Source organism: Oryzophilus luti, from assembly GCF_059726245.1.
Genome location: NZ_AP040874.1, coordinates 724,590 through 748,913, shown reverse-complemented (window position 1 = coordinate 748,913; position 24,324 = coordinate 724,590). Strand labels below are relative to the sequence as shown.

Sequence of the window (24,324 nt, the reverse complement as noted above, 5' to 3'; positions counted from 1 at the left end):
CATTCAATTCCTGTCCCCTGTTCTCTTTCCTCTAAGCCCTAGTCCCTACCCCCTAATCCCTGTTTCCCGATCCCTACCGTTTGCTCCTCATTCCTCACGCTTTACACGTTGATGAATGCGTCTGCGGCGGGCCACGCGCACCCCGGCAATGTGATAGCCTTTTCATGGGTGTGTCGTCTGATGAGAGGAGAGAAAGTGGGCTTTCCTCGGACGAACGCACAGGCATTTATCCAAAAGTTTCTGCAGATGAAAGCCGCCGCGCCGAGATCGCTGCCGGCGCGCGCCGCGAAAAGGACTTGCCACATTGATTAACAGCCTGATTGCCAAGGTGTTTGGGACCCAGAACGAGCGCGAAGTCAAGAAGCTGATGCCGCGCGTCGAGCGCATTAACGCGCTGGAACCGGAGATCAAGAAGCTCACGGACGAGCAGTTGCGGGCCAAGACCGACGAATTCCGCAAGCGCATCGCCGACCGTCTGGCGCAGATTCAAGACGACCCGGACGCCGATGCCGACCGCCAGAAGCAGTTCGAGAAGGAGCGCCAGGCGGCCATTGCCGAAGTGCTCGACCAGATTCTGGAAGAGGCCTTCGCCGTCGTCCGCGAGGCCGGACGCCGCGTGCTCAACATGCGCCACTTTGACGTGCAGTTGATTGGCGGCATGGTGCTGCACCAGGGCAAAATCGCCGAGATGAAGACCGGCGAAGGCAAGACGCTGGTGGCCACGCTGCCCGTCTACCTGAACGCCCTGCCGGGACGCGGTGTGCACGTCGTCACCGTGAACGACTACCTTGCCAAGCGCGACTCCGAGTGGATGGGCAAGCTGTACCGCTTCCTCGGGTTGAGCGTCGGCGTGATTGTGCATGACCTGAGTGACGAGCAGCGCCGCGTTGCCTACGGCTCCGACATCACCTACGGCACCAACAACGAGTTCGGCTTCGACTACCTGCGCGACAACATGAAGTTCGACCTGAGCGAACTGGTGCAGCGCGAGCACAACTTCGGCATTGTCGATGAAGTCGACTCGATCCTCATCGACGAAGCCCGCACGCCGCTCATCATCAGCGGCGCCAGCGAGGAATCGACCGACAAGTACGAACGGGTGAACAAGATCATTCCCCGCCTGGAGCGCGGCGAAGAGCTGCCCGGCCCCGATCCGCAGACCAAGATCATGACCGGCGACTTTGTCGTCGACGAGAAGCACAAGAACGCCACGGTGACCGAGCAGGGCTGGGAGAAGGTCGAGAAGATGCTCGGCATCACCAACATTGCGGCCCCGGAAAACTGGGAGCTGAAGCACCACGTGGAAGTCGCGGTGAAGGCGCACAACCTCTACCGGCTCGACGTTGAGTACGTGGTGAAGGATGGCGAGGTCATCATCGTCGACGAGTTCACCGGTCGCCTGATGCCGGGCCGCCGCTGGTCCGATGGCCTGCACCAGGCCGTGGAAGCCAAGGAAGGCGTCAAGGTGGAGCGTGAGAACCAGACGCTGGCCACCATCACCTTCCAGAATTACTTCCGCATGTACAACAAGCTGGCCGGCATGACCGGTACGGCCGAGACGGAAGCCGCCGAATTCGACAAGATTTACAAGCTGGAAGTGGTCGTCATTCCGACCAACCGTTCACTGGCGCGCATTGAGTACCCCGACGTTGTCTACCGCACGGAGCACGAGAAATACTTTGCGGTGGCTGACGAGATTCAGCAGATTCACGAGAAGGGCCAGCCCGCGCTGGTGGGCACCACGTCCATTGAGAAGAGCGAGCGCCTGAGCGAGCTGCTGAAGAAGAAGGGCGTGGACCACGTGGTGCTGAACGCCAAGTACCACGAGCGTGAAGCTGAGATCGTGGCGCAGGCCGGTCGCTTCGGCATGGTCACCATTGCCACCAACATGGCCGGCCGCGGCACTGATATTCTGCTGGGCGGCAACCCGGACTTCATGGCCAAGCAGGAGTGCGTAAAGAAGGGCGTAGCGCAGCCCGTAAAGGCCGCAGAAGGCGCGCTGGAAACCCAGCCCGACGACCCGACCACGACCTACTGGTACTACCAGGGGCAGGAATTCCTCGTACCCACCGAGCAGTGGAACGAAGTCCTGGCTAGGCACAAAGCCCTCACGGACTCCGAGCACGCCAAGGTCATTGAGGCGGGCGGCCTGTTCATTCTCGGCACCGAGCGCCACGAAGCACGACGCATTGACAACCAGCTTCGCGGACGCGCCGGACGTCAGGGCGACCCGGGCGCTTCGCGCTTCTACCTCTCGCTCGAAGACGACCTGATGCGCATCTTCGCCAAGGAGTGGGTGAGCACGCTGCTGCAGCGGCTGGGCATGGAAGAAGGCGTGCCCATCGAAAGCCGCATGATCACCAACCGCATTGAGAAGGCGCAGCGGGCGGTGGAAGCCCAGAACTTTGAATCGCGCAAACACCTGATCGAGTACGACGACGTGATGAACAAGCAGCGCGAGGCCGTCTATGGCCTGCGCCGCCAGTTGCTCGAAGGAATCGACCAGAAGGAGCTGATCCTCGACGACTACGTGCGCGACATGCTCGCCACCATGCTCGATAAATATGCCGGTGAGCATGTGCACCCGGAGAACTGGGACATTGCCAGCCTGCGCAAAGAGGTTCTCGGCAGCTTTGGCGTGGACTTCAAGCTCGACGGCGTAAAGCCCGAGGAGCTGAACCGCACCGAGCTTGGCGACGCCATCTACAAGTGCCTGGTGGACCGCTACGAGGCCAAGGAAAAGCTGGCCGGACCCGAGCAGATCCGCGGCAAGGAGCGCTTCTTCATGCTCCGCGCGCTGGATACGCTCTGGAAGGACCACCTGCTTGGCATGGACCACCTGAAGGAAGGCATCGGTCTGCGCGGCTACGGCCAGCACGACCCGCTGGTGGAGTACAAGAAGGAGTCCTTCGAGATGTTCGAGCAGATGATGCAGAGCTTCGAGGAGCAGACCGTCCGCGACCTGTTCCTGATGCCGATCATCGATGAGGTGGGCCAGCCCATCCAGTACGGCCCGCACTCGGAGCCGATTCTGCGCGCCGTGCCCGTGGCCAGCCACGAGCCGCAGCGGGCGCAGATGAGCAAGGACGACGAAGAGCAGTTCCAGCGCCGCAAGCGCCGCGAACTGGAGCAGGCGCGCATGGCCGGTCAGAACGAGCCGGAGCAGGTGCAGCAGGTCATCCGTGGAGAAAAGATCGGCCGCAACGATCCCTGCCCTTGCGGCAGCGGCAAAAAGTACAAGAAGTGCCACGGAGCGGGCCAGTAGGCTGGCTTCCGGATTCCAGTGGTGCAAAGGGCGAGGCCAACGGCTTCGCCCTTCGTTTTTGCAGAGGAACCGTGTTCCAAGGCGGCCTAACCGCCTGTTTTTCAAATTCTTTACGATTTCGCGCAACGGAAATTGTGCGGGTGGGTTTAAGGTTTGTGAGACGGTGTTCCGGTAGCCGGCCCTTGGGAAGCCAGGATTACCGGAGGGAGGTCTACGAGACCATGAAAGCAATGAAAGCAACTCAGCCGCTCTGGCTTACGGTACTGGGCATTCTGCTGCTGACGGGTATGGCTCTGGCGCAGGATCAGGTTCCGTATGACGACCAGCAGGCGCAGAATTCGCAGGACCCGCCTTCGCGCGTGGTGCGCTTGCGCTACCTGCAAGGGTCTGTGAGCCTGCAACCGGGCGGGGTCAATGATTGGGTAGAGGCGACACAGAATCGTCCGCTGACCACCAGCGACCGCGTCTGGACCGACAAGGGCGCGCGCACGGAGATGACGCTGGATTCCGGCTCCCTGCGCATGAACAGCGAAACCAGCCTGACCTTCACCAACGTCAGCGACAACACCACCCAGATCGAACTCGATCAGGGCGTGCTGGAGCTGACCATCACCCGTCTGTACCAGGGTGAAATCTACGAGATCGATACGCCGAACATCGCCTTCACCATCAACAAGGCCGGCGTCTACCGCTTTGACGTGCTGAATGAGGCTGACGAGACCTGGGTGACGGTGCGCCACGGCGAGGGCGTTGCCACCGGCGACGGCCCCTCCGTAAAAGTCACGCACGACCAGCAGGTTCGCTTCCGCAGCGGCACCACCATGGCGAATTCGCGCGAGCGTGCGCCGTATGAAGACCCGTTCGACCAGTGGTGTTCAGTGCGCGACCAGCGCGAGAGCAGCAGCGCTTCCTCGCAGTATGTTCCGCCCGGCACCATCGGCGCCGAGGATTTGGACGATTACGGTTCCTGGTCGGTTGTGGGCGACTACGGCCCGGTGTGGTATCCGCAGGTGGCCGTGGGCTGGGCTCCGTACCACTACGGACACTGGGTCTATATCTATCCGTGGGGCTGGACCTGGGTTGACGATTCGCCGTGGGGCTTTGCGCCCTTCCACTACGGACGCTGGGCCTACATTGGCAACCGCTGGGGCTGGTGCCCCGGCCCGTACTACGGCAGCGGCGGCGGATGGCATCATCCGCGCCCGATCTATTCCCCGGCACTGGTGGCGTGGGTCGGCGGCAGCAATTGGGGCGTCAGCGTAGGCATTGGCGGACCGGCGGTGGGATGGTTCCCGCTGGGCTGGCGTGAGCCGTATTACCCGTCATACCGCGTGAGCAATCGGTACATCACCAACGTCAACATCACCAACACGCGCATTGTGAACGTGAACAACGTGGTGCGCGACTATAACGGCGGCCATCCGCGCATGGCACCGATGAACTACGCCAACCGCAACGTGAATGGCGCCATGACGGTGGTGGCGCGCGACACCATGACGAACGCGCGCCCGGTGGGCAACCACTCCATCGCGCTCAACCAGAACCAGATGCGCTCGGCAGGCGTCATGCAGAATCCGGGCGTTGAGGCGCAGCGCAACAGCGTGCTTGGCCCTCGTGCCGGCGCACCTTCGGCCGTGCCTCCGAGCCGCGCCGTGGATCGCAGGGTATTCCGGCAGCAGCCGGCACCGACCATCACGCGTCCGCGGATCATGGGCGGACCGGTTCAGACGAACACGAACAATGCTCCGCTGACGCGCCAGGGCGGCAACGCTCCGGGAGCCAGCACGGGCACGACCCCGAATATGAATCAGCAGGGACGCCAGACTCCGGGCCAGGTGACGCCTGGCAACCGCGGAACGGCAGCCCCCGGTTCGGGATCTCGTGTGTGGACCAATGAAGGCCAGGGTGTCCCGACGCAGCAGCCCCAGGGCAACCAGGGGCAGGGGAACCAGGGGTACCAGCGCGGCAACCAGAACATGGGCAACCAGCCGTCCACGGATAGCGGACGCCAGCCACGGTACGTGCCGCGGCCTCCGGCGGCCGGTGGACAGCCGGCGCAGCAACAGCAGCAGCCTTCCGGTTCGCAGCCGAACTACCAGGGCGGGCAGGGCGCACGTCAGGCTCCGTCCAGCACCTCCGGCTCGCGCACCTATACCATGGAAGGCACGCCGAGCAATACGCAGCAGCAGAACCGCCAGGGCAATGCTCCGGCTGGCAACACTGCCAATCCGAATGTGCAGCGTCCGCAGTACAACGCTCCTCAGGCGGAGCAGCAGCGGCAGCAGAACACGGCCCCGCAGAGCCAGCCCAACGTGCAGCGCCCGCAGTACAGCGCTCCACAGAGCAGCACTCCGAGCCGCCAGCAGCAGCCGAGCCAGCAGCCTCAGAGCAACCAGGGCGGTGCTCGCTACGAACAGCAGCAGCGTCCGCAGGGCGGCGGCCAAGTGCACCGTCCGGCAGAGGGCAGCAAACCCAAGCAGGAATCCCATCCGAAGGAGGAGCCGAAACGCTCCTCCTATTACGACGGCGGGGGCAGCAGTTATGGGCGAAGCTACTCCGCGGATGCAAACAACAGGGGCGCCTATGGCGCCCCTTCGTACTCTAGAGGCAGCCGCGACTATGCACCGGCTTCCACCTATCGTGAAAGTCCGAGCTACGGCGGACGCAGCAGCTATCCAGCTCCGTCCAACAACGGCTACTACAGTGGGCGTAGCGACAGCCAGAGCTACTACGGTGGCAGGCGCAGCGCGTCGCCTTCCTATGGTGGGAACTACAGCGGCAATTACGGTGGACGCAGCAATGCCACGGCGCCTTCCTACGGCAGCCGCGGCAACTACTCTGCGCCATCCTCTTCGTATGGCGGAGGACGCAGTTCCAGCGCGCCTTCAGTACGCAGCACGCCCAGTGCCCCGGCGCAACACAGTGCCCCGGCTCCGCGCTCCAGCGGCGGCGAGTCGCACGGCGGACGCCGTATCTAACAGGTTTTTCTGATTGGTCTCCGGGCGCCCCGCGTGGGCGCCCTTCCCTTTTGTGGCGTAGACGGCCCGCGTTACTTTGCGCGCGGATGCGTCTGGTCGTAGACGTCCAGAACCTGGCGGGTGGTGAGCTGTGTATAGCGCTGGGTGGTGGAGAGGCGCTCGTGGCCGAGCATCTCCTGTATGGCGCGCAGGTCGGCACCCTCCTCCAGCATGTGCGTGCCGAAAGCGTGACGCAGAGTGTGCGGATGCACGTCTGGCGGCAGGCCGCGTGCGATGGCAATGGCCTTCACAATGCGTCCGACGCTGCGCGTGGTCAGCCGCTCGCCGCGCTGGTTCAGGATGAGCGCCGCCGTGTCGGACTTCTTTTTCTCCGCCAGCAACTCTGCACGGCGCGGAAGATAGGCACGCAGGGCCTGGGCCGCCGCGTCTCCGAACAGAACGTAGCGCTCTTTCTTCCCTTTGCCGCGAACCTTGATGGCCTCGCGCGCCCAGTGGATGTCGCCGAGGTTGATGCCGATCAGCTCGGAGTTACGCATACCGCAGCCGTAGAGCAGCTCGAAGATGACGCGGTCACGCTGGGGAAAGGCCGCGACTTCCGGCATCGCGGCATCCAGCACGCGGTTGATCTCCTCCTCGGTTGGCACGCGCGGCAGCTTCTTGGGCAGCTTGGGCGTGGCCACCAGCGAGGCCGGATTCTTCTGCACAAGGTTCTCGCGGGCCAGCCACTTGTAAAGCGAGCGCACAGCGGCCAGCGCGCGCGCCACGGAAGGCTTGCTCAAACCGCGTTCATACAGTTCGGCGAGAAATGAGCGGATGCGGACGTGATCCACATCACTCAACTTCTCCGTGCCGATGAAGTTGGTGAAGCCCTCCAGGTCGAGCGTGTAGGCCTTGATTGTGTGCTCCGAGGCATTGCGCTCCACCAGCGAACGCAGGAAGCGCTGCACCAGCTTTTCCGCTGGAGTCTCCGGCTGTTTTGCAGCCGTGGCTTTTACGGGCGTGGCGTTACCGGCCTTCGTCTTGTCCCCTACGCGGCTCATTCCTTGCCCTCGTCAGCAATCTGCGGACGCCGCTGCGCGCGCGGATGGTGCAAGCGGTAGACGCTGGTAAGCCGGTCGAGCGCGAGGTGCGTATAGACCTGCGTGGTTGAAATGTCCGAGTGCCCGAGGATGGTCTGCACCGTGCGCAGGTCGGCGCCGTGCTCCACCATATGCGTGGCCGCCGAGTGCCGCAGCATGTGCGGGCTGGCATGGCGGCCTGCCGCCTCCGAGGCGGCGTTGACAATCTGCCACAGCCGCTCGCGGGTCAGCTTCTCCCCGCCGCGCGGAAGAAACAAATAGGGCGAAACGTGCGGCCCGGCCAGCAGCGGCCGCGCGGTCTGCAGGTATTCGCTCACGGCCTCGACGGCGGCGCGCCCCAGCGGCACAATGCGCTCCTTGTCGCCCTTGCCGCGCACCATCATGTAGCCCTGGTCGAGCTTGGTGTCCGTAATGCGCACGCCAGCCAGTTCGCTCACGCGCAACGCCCCGGCGTAGAAGACCTCCAGCATGGCGCGGTCACGCATGGCAATCGCCGCTGTCACCTTGTCGGCCTTGCGCGTAGCTGCCCGCCCGGCCTCGGCGCGGTGTTCAGCCGCGCTCAACATTTTCTCCACCTCGGGCTGCGCCAGAGATTTCGGCAAGACCTTCCACTGCTTTGGCGTCTCAAGGTTCAGCGTGGGGTCGTGTTCAAGGTAGCGGTCGAGCAGCAGGTAGCGGTAGAGCTGGCGCAGGGCGCTCAGCTTGCGCGCCACGCTGCGGCCATCGTAGACCTTGCCTGTCTTCTCGTTGGGATGGCTGAAGAGGTGGTCGAGAAAGTCGCGCACATCCTGGCGTTCCGCCGTCATAAGAACGCGATGCCGCAGGGCGAGGAACTCAGCAAAATGCGCAAGGTCGCGCTCATAGCTCTGGATGGAGAGCGTGGCCAGCCCCTTCTCCACCTTCAGATAATCTCGAAAGCGGGCCAGCACCTGCGGGTTGTCTCGAACAGCCACGAGGACAGTATGGCAAGCGCCTGAGGCGCGGACAATGACCAACCGGGTACACGCCGCATGAGTCACGCAGGAGGCCTGCGCAGGCGCTCAGTACTCGCCGCGCATCTTCATCTTCACCGAGTGGGCCAGCTTCTCAATCTGCTCCAGCTTGTGCTCGGTGTCGGCCGGGTTAAGCTCCGCGCTGCCATCAGCGCTTCGCTTTAGTTCGGTGGCCAGCTCCAGCAGCCGCTGGCTCTCGCTCCGGATCTCCTTGTAGCGGCGCTTCTGGCGCTCCACGGCCATTTCATGCAACTGGCGCTCATCCGGACCTGTGTCTCCCCATCCCGGCGGACGTCCATGAGGCACCTGCACCTGAGAGCCGCCGAGCGTTGCCAGCGCCAGCACAGCAACCAGGCACGCCGAGCACCACTGCAACGGTTTGTGCCAGCGGGTCATTGCTGCCCCCGCGCCCGGCCACGCATCTCATGCGTGAGCTTTTCAATGGCCTCGGCCTTCCGCATCATGCCGAGCGAGAGCACGCCCTCGTTCGAGCGGTCGACTTGCTGCTTCAGGTCGGTGGCCAGTTGGAGCAGCCGGGCGGTGTCATCCTGGAATTGCTTGCGCTGAGGACTTACGGGCATAGTGGCGGCAGGGGCACTCACTTCCGCAGGCGTGGCAGGTTTCCCCTGCGGGGGAACCGCAACCGGTTCCTGCGCCGCAGTGGCCGCCAGCAACAGCAGCAGCACGCAGAAGATGAGCCTGGTACGCATGCAATGGGACCTCGGGCCCGCTCGTGATTCCCTGTTCTACACCCGCTCCGGCGGCCGCGCAATCGGCAATCAGCGGCAACTATATTCGACCGGGAACAGCCTGTGGAACATCCCGGGCGGGAACAGGTTATAATTCATTGCAGTGTGCGCCCGTAGCTCAGCTGGATAGAGCGAATGCCTCCGGAGCATTAGGTCGGGAGTTCGAATCTCTCCGGGCGCACCATTGAACTTTCCTTTCCGTTCGGCAATCTTCCCCTCCAGACTTCGCAGGCATTGATCGCTGGCAGATCCACTTGTTTTTTCGTGCTTTTGAGTCAACTTGCGCGTGTTTCCACGGACGCGGTTTGAGCAACCGGCGCTAGAATGTTGGCCCCATGCCGAGAGAGTCCATCTCCGAGCTGGTGGAACGCTTTGCCGCGCTTGGCTCCGAGCCGGCCTGCGTGGCGCGCTGCGGCCTGCGCACCGAGCGCTGGAGCTACGGCGATCTGACGGCCTGTGCCCGCCGCTTTGCCCACGAGTTGCAAGCGCGCGGGGTGCAACCGGGCGAGCGCGTCCTGCTCTGGGGCGCGAACTCTCCTGAATGGGTGGCCGCGTTCTTCGGCTGCGTCCTGCGCGGAGCGGTAGCCGTGCCCATGGACGACGGAGCGGCCCACGACTTTGCCCAGCGAGTGGCCCGCGAGGTTGAGGCCAAGCTCGTTGTCGGCGGGCGCAGGCATTCGCTCCCGGGGCTTCCCCACCTGGTTCTGGAAGAGTTGCGCGAGCGCATCGCGGCCCATCCGGCGGAGTACACGCCATATCCCGCGCACCGTAACGACACGCTGGAGATCATCTTCACCTCCGGCACCACCAGCGAGCCGCGCGGCGTGGTCATCACCCACGGAAACGTGCTCGCCAACCTGGAGCCGCTCGAACGCGAAATTGCGAAATATCTGTGCTGGGAGCGCTGCGTGCATCCGCTGCGCCTACTGAACCTGCTGCCGCTCAGCCATGTCTTCGGACAATTTCTGGGGCTGTTTGTGCCGCAGGCGCTCGCCGCCACAGTCGTCTTTCATGACTCGCTAAATCCGGCGGAGATCATCCGTCTCATCCGGCGCGAGCACGTTTCGGCCTGCATTGCCGTGCCGCGCATGCTGCAATCGCTACGCCATGAAGTGGAGACGCAACTGGAGCGCGCCGGACGCGGCGAGTGGCTCCGCCGCAGCATGGCGCAGACCGAAGGCAGGCACTTCTTATTGCGCTGGTGGCGCTTCCGCCGCGTGCATAACCTCTTCGGATGGAAGTTCTGGGCGTTCATCTGCGGCGGTGCGGCGCTGGACGAGCCAACCGAGCAGTTCTGGTCGCGGATGGCCTTTGCCGTGGTGCAGGGTTACGGCATGACGGAGACGACTTCGCTGGTCAGCGTGAATCACCCCTTCAAGATGGGGCGGCGCTCCATTGGAAAACTGATGCCGGGGCACGAAGTCAGGCTGGCGGCGGATGGAGAAATTCTTGTACGCGGTGAGAACATTGCCCGCTCCTACTGGCAGAATGGCGCGGCGCACCCAGCCGCCAGCGACGATGGCTGGCTCCACACCGGCGACCTTGGCGAGTTTGATGCCGCAGGCAACCTCTACTTCAAGGGGCGGAAGAAGAGCGTGATCGTCACCGCCTCCGGCATGAACGTGCACCCGGAGGACTTGGAGGCCGCCCTGCGCACGCAGCCGGGCGTGCGTGACGCCGTGGTGGTGGGCGTGCCCTTGGGTAGCGATATGGAGCCCTGCGCGGTGCTTCTGCTGGCCTCAGGGGCGGAGGCCGCGCCACTGGTTGCCGCCGCCAACGCCACGCTCGCCGAGCACCAGAAGATCCGCCAGTGGCGCGTGTGGCCGGAGCAGGACTTTCCGCGCACGCCGACGCAGAAAACACGACTTGGTGAGATTGAGGCCTTTGCGCGCGCAGGCGGGCAGCACGAGAGCCACGCCACGGTGCTGGGCTCGGTGCTGGCGCGTCTGCGTGGCGGCCACCCCCCGGAACTGGGCAATGACCTGACGCTCGACGCGCTCAACCTCAGTTCAATGGACAAGGTGGAGTTGATGGCGGCGCTGGAGGAGCGCTACCAGGTGGAGTTGCCGGAGCAGGCGTTCGCCTCAGCCAGCACGGTCGGCGAGATCGAGCGGCAGTTGCGCGAATCGACTGCGGAGGCCGAGGAGGTTGTCTACCCCTCGTGGCCGCTGACGCCTGCCATGCGAGCTTTGCGCACGGTCGTCTACTACGCGCTCACCCGGCCGGCCACGCGCTGGATGGCCCGCCCACGAGTGATTGGCGCGGAAAACCTGCGAGGCGTCACGGGACCGTTATTGGTGGTGGCCACCCACGTCACCTTCATCGACGTGGGTTTTGTGCTGCATGCGCTGCCTCACCGGCTGCGCTCGCGGCTGGCGGTAGCCATGCGCGCCGACCTGCTGATGCAGATGCGCCACCCACCGAAAACAATGAGCTGGCTGCGCCGGAAGCTTGAACGCCTAAGCTACATACTCGTGATCGGGCTGTTCAACGTCTTCCCCCTGCCGCAGGGAATGGGTTTCCGCCGCAGCTTTGAATTTGCTGGCCGCGCCGCCGACGAGGGGTACAGCGTGCTGATCTTCCCCGAGGGACACCGTACGCAGTCCGGAGAGATGGCCGCCTTCCAGGCCGGGGTGGGCGTTCTAGCCAACAAGTTGGCGCTGCCGGTGGTTCCCATCCGCCTGGACGGACTCTGGGAGGCCGCACAGTCGCACCGGCACTTCCTCCGAGCCGGGGAGATCACCGTCCGCGTTGGCGCGCCAGTGCGCTACCAGCCGGACGAGAATCCGAGCTCGATTGCGCAGGATCTGGAGAGGCGCGTGCGCTCGCTGTGAGGAAGCCCCTCTCAGGAACCTGTACGCAGCGTGCCACCTTGAAAGAAAGATGGATCGGAGACATTGTTCAAGTATTGCTTGAAGCTGCAATCGGCTCCTGCATGGTGTGATTGAAGCAGCAAACGCAGCTCCTTCCCCAGCTCCAGGGCGGTCCAAAGCTTGTTCTGCCGAAGCTCCGCCTGAAGCAGTTCGGCGGTTCCGAGGACGCGTTCGTGCTCCTGCTGGTGGGGAGTCCGCTCGGGGTAGGCCGAGCGCGACATGGAGGCCGTCTCCTCCGCAAAGCTGGCTTGGAGCGACAGCAGCAGGCAGCGGGCACGCTCCACTGACGCCTGCAGGCTGGAGCCATTCACCATGCCGCGCTCCCAGGCATCGAGCGCGCGCAACACGCCCTCAAACTGCCGGCTGTCGAAACCGTCACCACTCGATCGCTGCATGAAGATTCGCCTCAGAAGTTGTTATGACCTCTATCGGCAAACAGCGGCGAGGCTTGAAATCAACAGCGGGCGAACGCCTCAGCAAGACGCCAGCGCCGGTTCCTCGACCGTCATACCGAAGAGCCGGTCCTGCTGCACCGGGCTGGGACGGGACAAGTACTCGGACAAGTGACGATCCTCTAAAAGGTAATGCTCCGTGCTTTTCTCTTCCAGCAGCAGAAGAATCGCCGCCAACATCCACCGGCGTTCGTGTGCTAGTGCAGAGGCAACTGCCTGGAGATCCTCCAGAATTCGTTTGTGATCCTCCCGATGCCGCGCATAGTGAGGATAGTGGGTCCTGCGCATCGCGGCGTCTTCGGCTTCAAGGAGAACAAAGGTAGTTTCCCAAAGCTCCACCAGGGCACGCTCAATTGTCTGCGTGTCGAGCCCACGCACAATGGCCGCCTGCAATCGCAGCCTCTGGTTCTCCATCTTCTGATGATCTCGGTTGAGGGTAACGAGCAGGCTGTTCCTGAGTTCCATTTCTTTTCTGTGCATCAGCAGAACTTCCACCTCGATTCGATGAACGGTCTCTTGCACAAACAACAGCCGCGGCTCCGCCCCTGCCATGCCGGAAGCAATTCGGCTGCTCGCAACAAACTACTCCAGATTGTTGACCGCTTGAGGAGTATTACGAAGAGGGCAGACGGGTTCCCGCCGATTCGGGAATGGGAATGCAGGCCAGTTTGGAATTGGAGTTAATTGCCAATGAAATGAGGAAATCCACAACAATTTCAGCGTGCGGTATGGGTTGCTGCGGCGCCGAACCGCTTGCGTTACACGTTGCCGGAGACAAAGTTGCGCATCGACTTAAATAAATATATGCGAGAGTTTTTCCCGCCAGCAGCGTTCATGCTACCGAAACACCCGGAGAATGAAGGGAAACGGGGCAAGCACCGGAACCACGGCAGCAGCCCTTGGAAACCGGCTCCGGGCGGGCGCGGCAGGCGGAAGGCTGCCAAAGGTTTCCGGGCTGCCGCGCACGGGACACAGAAGGACGGGGCGTTGGCGGAGTACAATGCCAGACGTGGGGTGTCGGACTGGCTCCCACGCGTGTGGGTTCTGTCCCTGCGGTTTCCGCCAGTCCTCATCAGTTGCCGGAATACCGGCTTGCAGAAGGAGAATACGAAATGAAGCGTTTGTTTACGATGGCTGCCCTGTTTGTGATTGCCACTGGTATGCTCGCGGCGGAAGATGGCGCGGCTCTGTACAAGGCGAAGTGCGCCGGTTGCCACGGCGCCGCTGGCGAAGGCAAGATGGGCCCGGCTCTGAAGGGCACCACGGCTGACGTTGCCACGATCCTGGAGAAGGGTGGCAAGAAGGGCCCGCACGCCAAGGGCATGGTCGCAGATGCTGCGCAGGCCAAGGCGATCGCCGCTCACGTGAAGACCCTGAAGTAAGTCATCGTTCTATTGCGAAGGCCGGCCGCACGCGGTCGGCCTTTTTGCGTCCAGACACCTCCTCCCCACAGCGATGCCCGAACCCTCTATTCCCCGGCAACTTGCTGATTCTTCGGATTGAAACCAACAATTCACAGCGTAAAAGTGTTGAATCCGGGTCAGCAAAGTGTTATAAATGCGTGCTTTGTAGTCATCCTGTGGCCGAAAGGTCTCGGGAGCGGCGGCTCCGGATAACGGAGGCACCGTGCAGTGCAAAGCCCCAACGCGGCCAAGCCTCGCCATTCTGAAGTGGAAGCGCGTTCCGGGTACTGGTCTAGCAGGTCTGGGCCTCCGGATGCCTTATCGCTTCCCCTGTGTCTATTTCTGCGGCCGGTTGAGATACGCGGTTATATCCCAATGAACTCCCCTGCGAAAGTGGGCATGGGAGACCCGCAACGAGTCAAACCTCGGAGGAGATCCGTATGAAACCGTGGCTCGAAATGAGCCGTCTGTTTACCGTGGCTGCGCGCCGTCTTGCGCTGTGCGCAACAACTGTCTTAACCCTGCTATTCCTGAGCGGCACCGCTCTGGCCGAACCGGCCGGCGGCGAAGCCAGCCTGAAGCTCCCTCCTCTGGATTCGGTCAGCTTCTTCAATAACGCCATCAACGGTCACTATCTGCTGGGCATCGGCGCCCTCCTGAGCCTGTTCGGACTGGTCTTCGGTCTGGTGATTTACATGCAGCTCAAGAACCTGCCGGTGCACCGCGCCATGCGCGAGATCAGCGAGCTGATCTACGAAACCTGCAAAACCTACCTCCAGACACAGGGCAAGTTCCTGGCCATCCTGTGGGTCTTCATCGCCGCCATTATCGTTCTGTACTTTGGCTTCCTGGAGAAGATGGAAGCCGGGCGCGTCCTGATCATTCTGGCCTTCAGCGTAGTGGGCATCCTGGGCAGCTACGGCGTGGCCTGGTTCGGCATCCGCGTGAACACCTTTGCCAACTCGCGCACGGCGTTTGCCGGGCTCGAAGGCCGGGCGTTCCCGTGCTATGAGATCCCGCTCAAGGCCGGCATGAGCATCGGCATGATGCTGATCTCGGTCGAGCTGCTGATCATGCTCGGCATTCTGCTGTTCATCCCCGGCGAGTTTGCCGGCCCGTGCTTCATCGGCTTCGCCATCGGCGAGTCGCTGGGTGCGGCTGCGCTGCGTATCGCCGGCGGCATCTTCACCAAGATCGCCGACATCGGCTCCGACTTGATGAAGATCGTCTTCAAGATCAAGGAAGACGACGCGCGTAACCCGGGCGTCATTGCCGACTGCACGGGCGACAACGCAGGCGACTCGGTTGGCCCCTCGGCCGACGGCTTCGAGACCTACGGCGTCACCGGCGTCGCGCTGATCACGTTCATCCTCCTCGGCGTGCATGAGCCCAAGGTTCAGGTGCAGTTGATGGTCTGGATCTTTGTGATGCGCGTGACCATGCTGTTCGCCAGCGTGGGCTCCTACTTCATCAACCAGATCATCGCCAAGGCGCGCTACGCCAACAGCGAAAAGATGAACTTTGAGGCTCCGCTGACTTCGCTGGTCTGGATCACCTCGATTGTCTCCATCGTCCTGACCTACATCGTCAGCATGCTGATGCTGCCGGAACTGGGCGGCGACGGTTCGTTGTGGTGGAAGCTGGCGACGATCATCAGCTGCGGCACGCTGGCCGGCGCCATCATCCCCGAACTGGTGAAGGCGTTCACCTCCACCAACAGCGGACACGTGAAGGAAGTGGTCACCAGCTCGGAAGAGGGCGGCGCTTCGCTGAACATCCTCTCCGGCTTCGTGGCCGGCAACTTCTCCGGCTACTGGATTGGATTGGCGATGGTCGGCCTGATGGCGATTGCCTATGGCATCTCGCTGATGGGCTTGAGCAACCTGATGGTTGTGCCCGCCGTGTTCGCCTTCGGCCTGGTGGCCTTCGGCTTCCTCGGCATGGGCCCGGTCACCATCGCGGTCGACAGCTACGGTCCGGTCACGGACAACGCGCAGTCGGTCTACGAACTGTCGCTCATCGAGCAGGTTCCGAACGTCGAAGCCGAGATCAAGAAGGACTTCGGCATCACGGTCAACTTTGACCGCGCCAAGGACCTGCTGGAAGAGAACGACGGCGCCGGCAACACCTTCAAGGCCACGGCCAAGCCGGTGCTGATCGGCACGGCCGTCGTGGGCGCGACGACGATGATCTTCTCGATCATCATCTCGCTGACGGCAGTCAACGGACAGTTCATCGCCGAGAAGGTGCAGAACCTCTCGCTGCTGCACGCTCCGTTCGTCCTCGGCTTGATCACCGGCGGCGCCATCATCTACTGGTTCACCGGCGCGGCCACCCAGGCGGTTTCGACCGGCGCTTACCGCGCGGTTGAATTCATCAAGGAAAACATAAAGCTGGAAGGCGTTGAGAAAGCCAGCGTGACGGACTCGAAGAAGGTGGTTGCCATCTGCACCCAGTACGCGCAGAAGGGCATGTTCAACATCTTCCTCGGCGTCTTCTTCGGCGCCCTGGCGTTCGCCTTCGTCGACCGCTTCTTCTTCATCGGCTACCTGCTCTCCATCGCGATCTTCGGCTTGTACCAGGCCATCTTTATGGCCAACGCCGGCGGCGCGTGGGACAACGCCAAGAAGATCGTGGAAACCGAACTGAAGGCCAAGGGCACGCCGCTGCATGACGCCTGCGTTGTGGGCGACACCGTCGGCGACCCGTTCAAGGACACCTCGTCGGTGGCCATGAACCCGGTCATCAAGTTCACCACGCTGTTCGGACTGCTGGCGGCTTCGCTGGCGGAAAAGATGGCGGGCGAAAACCAGACGGTGACCTTGGTCCTCGCGTTGGTCTTTTTCCTCGTCTCCATGTTCTTCGTCTGGCGCTCGTTCTACGGCATGCGCATCGCCGGAGCCAAGGCGGAAAACTAGGCAGTATCCTCCAAGCAATGCAGAGCGCCGGTCCCATGGGCCGGCGCTTTTGTCTGCTGGCTCAGAATTCATTTGCTGGCGGCGAAAAGAAGGGATAGAAATCTCCGTATGAGCGGACCCGGTCCAGACGAGCATCCCGACATTCAGGAACCAACACTCTTGGAGCGAATTAATCTGATCACGTTCAACACTGTGGTCATCCTCCTGGTGAGTTGGGGCATTATCGTTGCTGGACGCAAGACACTCTCGATTTGGGGCGATCCCATACAACGCTCAAATCTAATTGAGCATGGAACATTGCCCGCGCTGGGACTGCTTGCGTGGGCCTCCCTGACGTTCGCATTTCGCAATCGCATACAAAGACTCGCTCGTGGAACTACGCGGTTTGTGGTGATTTCTTCCCTTCTCTTCGTGGCCGTTTTCTCTTTCACTTGCCTCGAGAATGCACTTGCAATTGCCAGCCGGAGCCCGTCGACGAGGAGCTTTCTGGAGAGAATTCTCTATTCCATTTTCATGAGCCTCCTCATGGGGGCATTCAGTATGCTTGAGGAATCGAAGTTGAAGACTCGAGGAAATCCTCCAGAATCCAACTAACTTTTCGAAACACTGCACTGGCTCTTGCAATTCCTCACTGCTATTCTTTCGCCATGGATCTGTTCGGGCTCACACGACAATTGATTGACGTTGAATCCGTCACCGGAAATGAAGGCCCGGTTTCGGAGTTCCTCGCCGGGGTTCTGGCGCAGGAGGGCTTTGCCGTGGAGCGCATGCCGGTGGAAGGCGAGCGCTTCAACTTGGTTGCCACCGATCCGAAACATCCGCAACCGGCACTGTTCTTCTCCACGCACACGGACGTGGTTCCGCCGTGGTTCGGCTCCAGTGAAGACCCGCAGAACATTTACGGCCGCGGTGCGTGCGACGCCAAGGGCATTCTGGCGGCGCAGGTGGCCGCCGCACTCGAACTGCGCAAGCAGGGCGTCTACGCCGGGCTGCTGTTCGTCGCCGGAGAGGAGCGTGATTCGCTGGGCGCGACGGTGGCCAACCGCAACGCGCGCGGATCGAAGTTTCTGATCAACGGCGAACCCACGGACAACCGCGTGGCGCTGGCAAGCAAGGGCGCGCTGCGCGTGGAGATCACCGCGCACGGACGCGCCGCGCACTCGGCCTACCCGGAACTGGGTGAATCCGCCATCGACAAGCTGCTGGACGCGCTGCAGAACGTGCGCGCCATTCCCCTACTCGACAATCCCGAGGTCGGCCCGACCACGCTGAACATCGGACTGATTGAGGGCGGGCGCGCCACCAACGTCATCCCTGACTTTGCCAAGGCGCAGATTCTCGTCCGGCTGGTGGCACCCTCGACCGGCCTTCGCCCGCAGATTGACCACGCGTGCAAGGGGCTGGCAGACGTTGCCTATGTGCTCGAAATTCCTTACATGCGCTTCCGCACCGTGCCCGGCATCCCGACCATGACGGCGGCCTTTACCACGGACATTCCCAAGCTGACGCACTGGGGCGAGCCACTGCTGCTCGGCCCCGGCAACATCCACGTGGCGCACACCAAGGATGAATTTGTGCGCAAGCAGGAGCTGGTGGACGCCGTGGAGTTGTACGTAAAGATGGCAAAGTATCTGCTGAACAACTGAGTGTCGCGCGTCACGGGTTCGCACCAGAAGAAGGCCGTCCCGGGGGCAGACTCCGGGGCGACAGAGTTTTCGCATCCCGGGTTAGCCTCGCTCTGCTCGGCGAACCCGGGGCACCCGGTGCACGCTAACCCGAAGACCGTCTCGCGCACGGTAAGTTCTGCGCGCTTTCTTCGCACCGCACGCGGCCACCGGCTCATCCCATAAGCATGACCACCGGCCACTCCAATTCCCTCTCCCAGTCCTCTTCCGCCTATCTTCGTTCCGCCATGCATCAGCCGGTGCAGTGGCATGAGTGGGGCGAGGAGCCGTTTGCGCTGGCGGCGGCGCAGAACAAGCCCGTACTGCTCGACATTGGTGCGGTGTGGTGCCACTGGTGCCACGTCATGGACCGCGAGTCGTACGAATCGGCGGAGACGGCAGAGATACTGAACGAGTTCTACGTGTGCGTGAAGGTGGACCGCGACGAGCGTCCCGAGGTGGATGCACGCTACCAGACGGCGGTGGCGGCGCTCACCGGCCGCGGCGGATGGCCGCTGACGGTGTTTCTCACGCCCGAGGGCAAGCCGTTCTACGGTGGCACCTACTTTCCGCCGGTCGACCGCTTCAACATTCCGTCGTTCGCAAAAATTCTGCACTCCATCGCGGCGGCCTTCCGCGATGACCGCGCCAACGTGGACAAGCAGGCCGACGAGGTGATGCACGCCGTCTCGCACGCCGAAGGACTGCTGGGCCGCTCGGCGAGCTTCTCGCCACGCATTGTGGAGCAGATGGTGCAATCCGGGCTGAGCAAGTTTGACCGCGTAAATGGCGGCTTTGGCGACGCGCCCAAGTTCGCGCACCCGGCCTCGCTCGACCTGCTGATGGACTGGTACGCGCGCACCGCCGAACCGCTGGTGGGTGAGATGGTGACGACCACACTGGAGAAGATGGCGCGTGGCGGCGTCTATGACCAGGTGGCGGGCGGCTTCCATCGCTACTCGGTGGACGAACGCTGGTGCGTGCCGCACTTCGAGAAGATGGCCTACGACAACTCCGAACTACTGAAGAACTACGTGCACGGCTGGCAGGTGACAGGCAACCGCTTCTTTGCCGAGGTTGCCATGGACATCATGCGCTGGATGGACCGCTGGCTCAGCGACCGCGAGCGCGGTGGCTTTTACTCCTCGCAGGATGCCGACATCAACCTGCACGACGATGGCGACCACTTTACCTGGACGCGCGACGAGGCCCGCGCCGTGCTGACGGACGATGAGTTTGAGGTGGCTGCTCTGCGCTGGGACATTGGCGAGCAGGGTGAGATGCACCACAACCCGGCGAAGAACGTGCTCTGGGTGGCCCTGACCGAAGATGAAATTGCCGCTCGCACCGGGCGCACACGCGAGCAGGTTGCCGCGCTGATTGAATCCGCGCGGGCAAAGATGGAGCACGCCCGCGAGCAGCGGCCCATTCCGTACGTAGACAAGACGATGTACACGAACTGGAACGCGCTCTGCATTGCCGCGTATTTGCAGGCCGCTCGAGTACTGGGCACGCAGACCGAGTGGAAGCCGAAGATGCAGGAGGCGGAGGCCTTCGCGCTGCGCTCGGCGGAACGGCTCTGGGCAAACGCTTGGCATGGCGAGCAAGGGCTCTCGCACGTGATTGCCTATGGCGACGGTGAGGCACCGAAGACGCACATGCCGGGCATGCTCGATGACTATGCCTACACCACGCTGGCGCTGCTGGAGGCTTTTGAGAGCACCTCCAACGGACATTGGCTGGAACGCGCGGAACAGGTAGCTCGGCAGATGATTGCGCGCTTCTGGGATGCGACCGGCGATGGCTTCTTCGATGCCGAACCGGTCAGCAGCGCGATTGGCGCGATGACGGCGCAGCGCAAGCCGTTTCAGGATTCGCCCACACCGGCGGGCAACTCCTCGGCGGCGGTGGCGCTGCTGCGGCTCTACGCATTCACCCACGCCGATGAATACCGTGAAAAGGCGCAGGAGACGCTGGAGGTCTTCGGCGGTGTGGCCGAGCAGTTCGGCATCTACGCCGGAACCTACGGCATTGCGGCCGCCATGCTGTCGGCACCGCAGGCGCAGGTGCTGCTGAGCGGCGAAGGCGCGGAGGCCGATGCGCTTTACTCAGAGGCCGTGCGCGGCTTCTCTCTGAACAAGACGGTGCTGCGCGTGAACGCCGCGATGTCCGCGTCCTTGTCGACTGCGCTGGCGGAGACCGTGCGCGGCCTTGCGCAACTTGGCGGAGGCCCCTGCGCGGTGTTATGTTCGGGAACCAGTTGCCAGCCTCCGGTGACTGACGCGGCACAGTTGGCACAAGCGCTGCACAAGAGCTTGCGGTAGAGTAGAACGAAGCAAGGAGACTATTTTGGCTACCAAGAAGAGCTCCACTCAGAAATCGCCCGCAAAGTCCCCCAACAAGAAACCGATTGCAAAGAAGCCGGCTGCGAAGGCCGCTCCGAAAGCCGGACACAAGTTTCTTCCGGGCACTTATGTAGTTCCGCGCGGCAACGTCAGCATTGCGCTGCCCACTTTCTGGACGCTGCGCCAGACCAACGAAGACCTTGAACTTGACGCGCCCAGCGGACACACCTCCATCGTGGTGAATGCCTACCAGCGCAACGCCGACTACGCTTCGCTCGACTCGCGCGACTACCTGAAGCATTTTCTTGAGACGGCCCCACGCAAGGGCCGCGCCACACCGCTGGCGGGCACCAAGGCCAAGGCCGCGGCGCGCTTCAAAGATCCTGAGGGCGATCACTGGCAGGTGGTGTTTGTCTCCAACGGAGACACGCTGCTGCTGGCGACCTGCAACTCGCACTGGCCGCTGACGGCGCGCGAAGGCAAGACCGCCGTCGAGGTCCTCGACTCCCTGAAGCTGAAGAAGAAGTGAGCGAGAACCGCATCCGTTCGCTGCACCTGGAAGGCAAGGCGGGCCCGCTGGAAGCGCTGGTAAACCTCGGCGCGCCGGAGGCCCGCTATGCCGCTGTTGTCGCCCATCCGCACCCGCTCTACGGCGGAACCATGCACAACAAAGTCGTCTTCCACGCCATGAAGGCGCTCAGCCACTTTGGCTTTCCGGTGCTGCGCTTCAACTTCCGCGGCGTGGGCACCAGCGCGGGCGAGCACGACTATGGACGTGGCGAGATTGACGATGTGCGCACGGCAATTGCATGGATGAAGCGCGAGTACGATCTTCCAATCGTCTTTGCCGGCTTCTCCTTTGGCGCCGCCACGGGCCTGCGCGCCGCCTGCAATGACGCGGGCGTGGTGGCCCTGGCTCTGCTCGGAACACCGATTGAGGCCGAAGGCCGCCAGTACACCTATTCCCTGCTTCGTGAGTGCCACCAGCCCAAGCTGTTTCTGAGCGGCGACCATGACCAGTACGCGGAGGCCGCAAAGCTGCGAGAGACGGTGGAGCGCGCCGCCGAGCCGAAGGAGTTGATCTTCATCCCCGGCGCCGACCACTTCTTTACCGGCCATTTGGAAGCCATGCGCTCGGCGCTGACCGAGTGGGTGCGCACAACAGTTCTGAACGAGCCGCCGCACACCGTATAATTCCCGCGATGACCGCCGACGCCAGCAGCCCGGACTTTCGCGCCGAAGCCATGCGCGAGACCGCACGCGAGATTTTTCTTCACGCGCTGAAGCGCTCGAGCATCGAGTACGCCTTCGATCAGCACATCGCCTATGAGCGCGGCATCCTGCGCGTGCGTGAAGACCTCTACGACCTCACCAGCTTCAGCAAGGTCTTCGTGGTCAGCATTGGCAAGGCGGCACATGCCATGGTGGAGGCGCTGATGAAGCGGCTGGGCGCTGGGGCGGGCGTCACCGGCATTGCGTGCGGCCCGGTGGAGCCGCCGTCGCAGATGTTCGGCTTCCGCTACTTCACCGGCGGCCACCCCATGCCGAATGCCGAGAGCGTCCGCGCCGCCGAAGCGACCCTGCGCGCGCTGCACCACCTACCGGAAAACACGCTGGTGATCTTCATGATCAGCGGCGGAGGCTCCGCGCTGGTGGAACGGCCTATCTCCGAAGACATCTCGCTCGATGACCTCATCGCCAGTTATCGCGTGCTGGTGCATTCGGGCGCGCCCATTGCGGAGATCAATGCGGTTCGCAAGCACCTCTCATCCGTGAAGGGCGGACGGCTGGCCTGCGCCGCCGCACCCGCTCACCAGCTCTCCATTCTCATCAGCGACGTGCCGGAGAACGCGCTCGACTCATTGGCCAGCGGCCCCACCATGCCGGACACGAGCACTGTCTCAGAGTGCTACGCGATTGCTGAAAAGTACGGAATGCTGGCGCGATTTCCGGCAAGTGTGCGCGAGATCTTCGAGCGGCGCGAACTGGACGAGACGCCCAAGGCGCTGGATGCGGAGTTTGTGAACTCGCGCTGGTGGAGCGTGCTCTCGAATGAGTCTGCGGTGCAGGCGGCAAAAGAACGGGCGGCAAAGGCAGGATTCAGCGTGCACATCGACAACACCTGCGACGACTGGGACTATCGCAAGGCCGCCGAATATCTATTGGCGAAGCTGCGCGAGCTGCGTGCGGCCAGCAATACGCCGGTGTGTCTGATGAACGGCGGCGAAGTCACGGTGACCATCGAGAGCGAAGCTGGATGCGGCGGGCGCAACCAGCAATTTGCCGCCTGGTGCGCCACGCAGATTGCAGATGAGAACATCACGGTTCTGAGCGCGGGCACCGATGGCATTGACGGCGCGAGCGATGCGGCCGGAGCTGTCGCAGACAGTACAACTGTTGTGCGCGCCAGGCAGACGGGCTTCCGCGTGGAGGGCGCGCTTGCGCGCTTTGACACCGAGCCGCTCTTTACAGCGCTCGGCGATAGCATCGTCACCGGCCCCACAGGAACGAACGTGCGCGACCTGCGCGTGCTGCTGGCGTGGTAGCACAAGTGTCTCGACGCGCGGAGCAAGAAGCAAATCCCTCGTCGCTTTGCTCCTCAGGATGACGCAACGGGGTGGTAGTTAATCTCTTCCGCTGCCATCGGTGGAGAGAATTGCGGTCACGCCCTCTTCCAGCACTTTCACACGGTTCGTGATCTCGCGGGCTTCGGCATCGGCCAATAGCCGCTCCACTGGCTCCTCCACGGGCTCCTGTGAGAGCTTGAAGGTGCCGTAGTGCATGGGGATCATGACCTGCGAACCCAGGTCGACAAAGGCCTGCGTGGCGTCCTCGGGCGACATGTGCACGTTGCGGAAGGATGGCGGGTGATAGGCGCCGATGGGCAGCAGTGCAACCTCCGGCTTCAGCCGCTCGCCAATTTCGTGGAAGCCGTCGAAGTAGGCGGTGTCTCCGGAGTGGTAGATGGAGCAGCCGGGCGCGCGCAACACAAAGCCGCAGTAGCCGCGGTGTCCGTCATGCAGCACGCGGGCTCCCCAGTGCTTGGCAGGAGTAGCCGTGATGGTAGCCGAGCCGAGCGTGAGCGTGTTCCACCAGTTCAGCTCGAACACTTCCTCGTAACCGAGATCGAAGACCAGGTCACGAAGGTTTGGCGGAACGATGATGATGGGCCTGCGCCGGGCCACGCGGTAGGTGTGCCGCGCAATTGCCCGCAGGGACGGCCGGTGCAGATGGTCAAAGTGTGCGTGGCTGACCAGCACGGCATCGATGGGCGGAAGGTCTTTGATGCGAAGACCGGGGCGGCGCAGGCGCTTGAGCACGAACAGCCACGGCGCCCAGTTCGGGTCGATGAGGATGTTCTTGCCGCCAATTTGCACGAAGAAGCTCGAATGCCCGACGAAGGTCACCGCCGATTGTTCCGGCTCCACCAGCAGAGGGCTGCGCGTAACGCCGGTGCGGCGCGTGAATGCCGAGTGACGGACCAGGCTGCCGAGTTGTCCGGCCTTGCGCCGAATATTAGTTCGCAACATCACCAATAGTTTAGACGCGCGCGCGCGGAATCGGTCGCAAAGCCGTAGATTCTGGCGCGGTCTGCGTGCAGAGTTG

The 24,324-nt window shown here is 62.9% G+C and carries 17 protein-coding genes and 1 tRNA gene; 11 read left to right on the top strand and 7 right to left on the bottom strand.

The genetic code is table 11. The features are described from left to right. Window positions 1–304 precede the first annotated feature (304 nt). Window positions 305–3,265, top strand: a complete 2,961-nt coding sequence (secA, locus tag AC6IZO_RS03225) for a preprotein translocase subunit SecA (protein WP_497807954.1) — start codon at window positions 305–307, stop codon at window positions 3,263–3,265. 230 nt (window positions 3,266–3,495) lie between these two features. Then, window positions 3,496–6,243 (top strand): DUF6600 domain-containing protein, encoded by a 2,748-nt coding sequence (locus AC6IZO_RS03220; RefSeq protein WP_497807952.1) that lies wholly within the window; start codon window positions 3,496–3,498, stop codon window positions 6,241–6,243. Between the two features lie 71 nt (window positions 6,244–6,314). Here the strand turns inward: AC6IZO_RS03220 and xerA are convergent, their stop codons facing one another. The 4 genes from xerA to AC6IZO_RS03200 form a co-directional block, all read right to left on the bottom strand. Further along, on the bottom strand, window positions 6,315–7,283 hold the full coding sequence (gene xerA / locus AC6IZO_RS03215) for a site-specific tyrosine recombinase/integron integrase (RefSeq protein WP_497807950.1): 969 nt from the start codon (window positions 7,281–7,283) through the stop codon (window positions 6,315–6,317). Next, a complete protein-coding gene (locus AC6IZO_RS03210) occupies window positions 7,280–8,275 on the bottom strand; it encodes a tyrosine recombinase (protein WP_497807948.1) in 996 nt (331 codons plus the stop codon). Before AC6IZO_RS03210 ends, xerA begins: the two co-directional genes overlap by 4 nt. A gap of 87 nt (window positions 8,276–8,362) precedes the next feature. Further along, complete coding sequence (locus AC6IZO_RS03205) at window positions 8,363–8,710, bottom strand: hypothetical protein (RefSeq protein WP_497807946.1); 348 nt, start codon at window positions 8,708–8,710, stop codon at window positions 8,363–8,365. Next, on the bottom strand, window positions 8,707–9,024 hold the full coding sequence (locus AC6IZO_RS03200; protein WP_497807944.1) for a hypothetical protein: 318 nt from the start codon (window positions 9,022–9,024) through the stop codon (window positions 8,707–8,709). The genes AC6IZO_RS03205 and AC6IZO_RS03200 overlap by 4 nt, the downstream gene beginning before the upstream one ends. A 146-nt stretch (window positions 9,025–9,170) precedes the next feature. Here AC6IZO_RS03200 and AC6IZO_RS03195 point away from each other — a divergent pair. Then, window positions 9,171–9,247, top strand: a tRNA-Arg gene (locus AC6IZO_RS03195). 151 nt (window positions 9,248–9,398) lie between these two features. Continuing rightward, window positions 9,399–11,897: an AMP-binding protein gene (locus AC6IZO_RS03190; RefSeq protein ID WP_497807942.1), complete on the top strand. Its 2,499-nt coding sequence runs from the start codon at window positions 9,399–9,401 to the stop codon at window positions 11,895–11,897. An 11-nt stretch (window positions 11,898–11,908) separates the two neighbouring features. Here AC6IZO_RS03190 and AC6IZO_RS03185 read toward each other — a convergent pair whose 3' ends face one another. Further along, entirely contained in the window at window positions 11,909–12,331 is a 423-nt protein-coding gene (locus AC6IZO_RS03185) for a hypothetical protein (protein ID WP_497807940.1), read from the bottom strand. Between the two features lie 78 nt (window positions 12,332–12,409). Continuing rightward, window positions 12,410–12,940, bottom strand: coding sequence for a hemerythrin domain-containing protein (locus AC6IZO_RS03180; RefSeq protein ID WP_497807938.1), 531 nt, complete (start codon window positions 12,938–12,940; stop codon window positions 12,410–12,412). 560 nt (window positions 12,941–13,500) lie between these two features. On the opposite strand from AC6IZO_RS03180, the gene AC6IZO_RS03175 reads away from it, so the two are divergent. The 7 genes from AC6IZO_RS03175 (at window position 13,501) to AC6IZO_RS03145 (ending at window position 23,264) form a co-directional block, all read left to right on the top strand. Further along, window positions 13,501–13,770 carry a c-type cytochrome gene (locus tag AC6IZO_RS03175; RefSeq protein ID WP_497807936.1) on the top strand — a complete coding sequence of 90 codons (270 nt, stop codon included), beginning with the start codon at window positions 13,501–13,503 and terminating at the stop codon, window positions 13,768–13,770. 461 nt (window positions 13,771–14,231) lie between these two features. Then, window positions 14,232–16,709, top strand: a complete 2,478-nt coding sequence (locus AC6IZO_RS03170; protein ID WP_497807934.1) for a sodium-translocating pyrophosphatase — start codon at window positions 14,232–14,234, stop codon at window positions 16,707–16,709. A gap of 674 nt (window positions 16,710–17,383) precedes the next feature. Next, window positions 17,384–18,355, top strand: coding sequence for a M20/M25/M40 family metallo-hydrolase (locus AC6IZO_RS03165; RefSeq protein WP_497807932.1), 972 nt, complete (start codon window positions 17,384–17,386; stop codon window positions 18,353–18,355). Between the two features lie 206 nt (window positions 18,356–18,561). After that, window positions 18,562–20,697, top strand: a complete 2,136-nt coding sequence (locus AC6IZO_RS03160; RefSeq protein ID WP_497807930.1) for a thioredoxin domain-containing protein — start codon at window positions 18,562–18,564, stop codon at window positions 20,695–20,697. A 25-nt stretch (window positions 20,698–20,722) separates the two neighbouring features. Further along, window positions 20,723–21,247 carry a hypothetical protein gene (locus AC6IZO_RS03155; protein WP_497807928.1) on the top strand — a complete coding sequence of 175 codons (525 nt, stop codon included), beginning with the start codon at window positions 20,723–20,725 and terminating at the stop codon, window positions 21,245–21,247. Continuing rightward, entirely contained in the window at window positions 21,244–21,912 is a 669-nt protein-coding gene (locus AC6IZO_RS03150) for an alpha/beta hydrolase (RefSeq protein ID WP_497807926.1), read from the top strand. Before AC6IZO_RS03155 ends, AC6IZO_RS03150 begins: the two co-directional genes overlap by 4 nt. An 8-nt stretch (window positions 21,913–21,920) precedes the next feature. After that, on the top strand, window positions 21,921–23,264 hold the full coding sequence (locus AC6IZO_RS03145) for a glycerate kinase type-2 family protein (protein ID WP_497807924.1): 1,344 nt from the start codon (window positions 21,921–21,923) through the stop codon (window positions 23,262–23,264). 78 nt (window positions 23,265–23,342) lie between these two features. Here AC6IZO_RS03145 and AC6IZO_RS03140 read toward each other — a convergent pair whose 3' ends face one another. Beyond that, entirely contained in the window at window positions 23,343–24,248 is a 906-nt protein-coding gene (locus AC6IZO_RS03140; protein ID WP_497807922.1) for an MBL fold metallo-hydrolase, read from the bottom strand. Window positions 24,249–24,324: the final 76 nt, after the last annotated feature.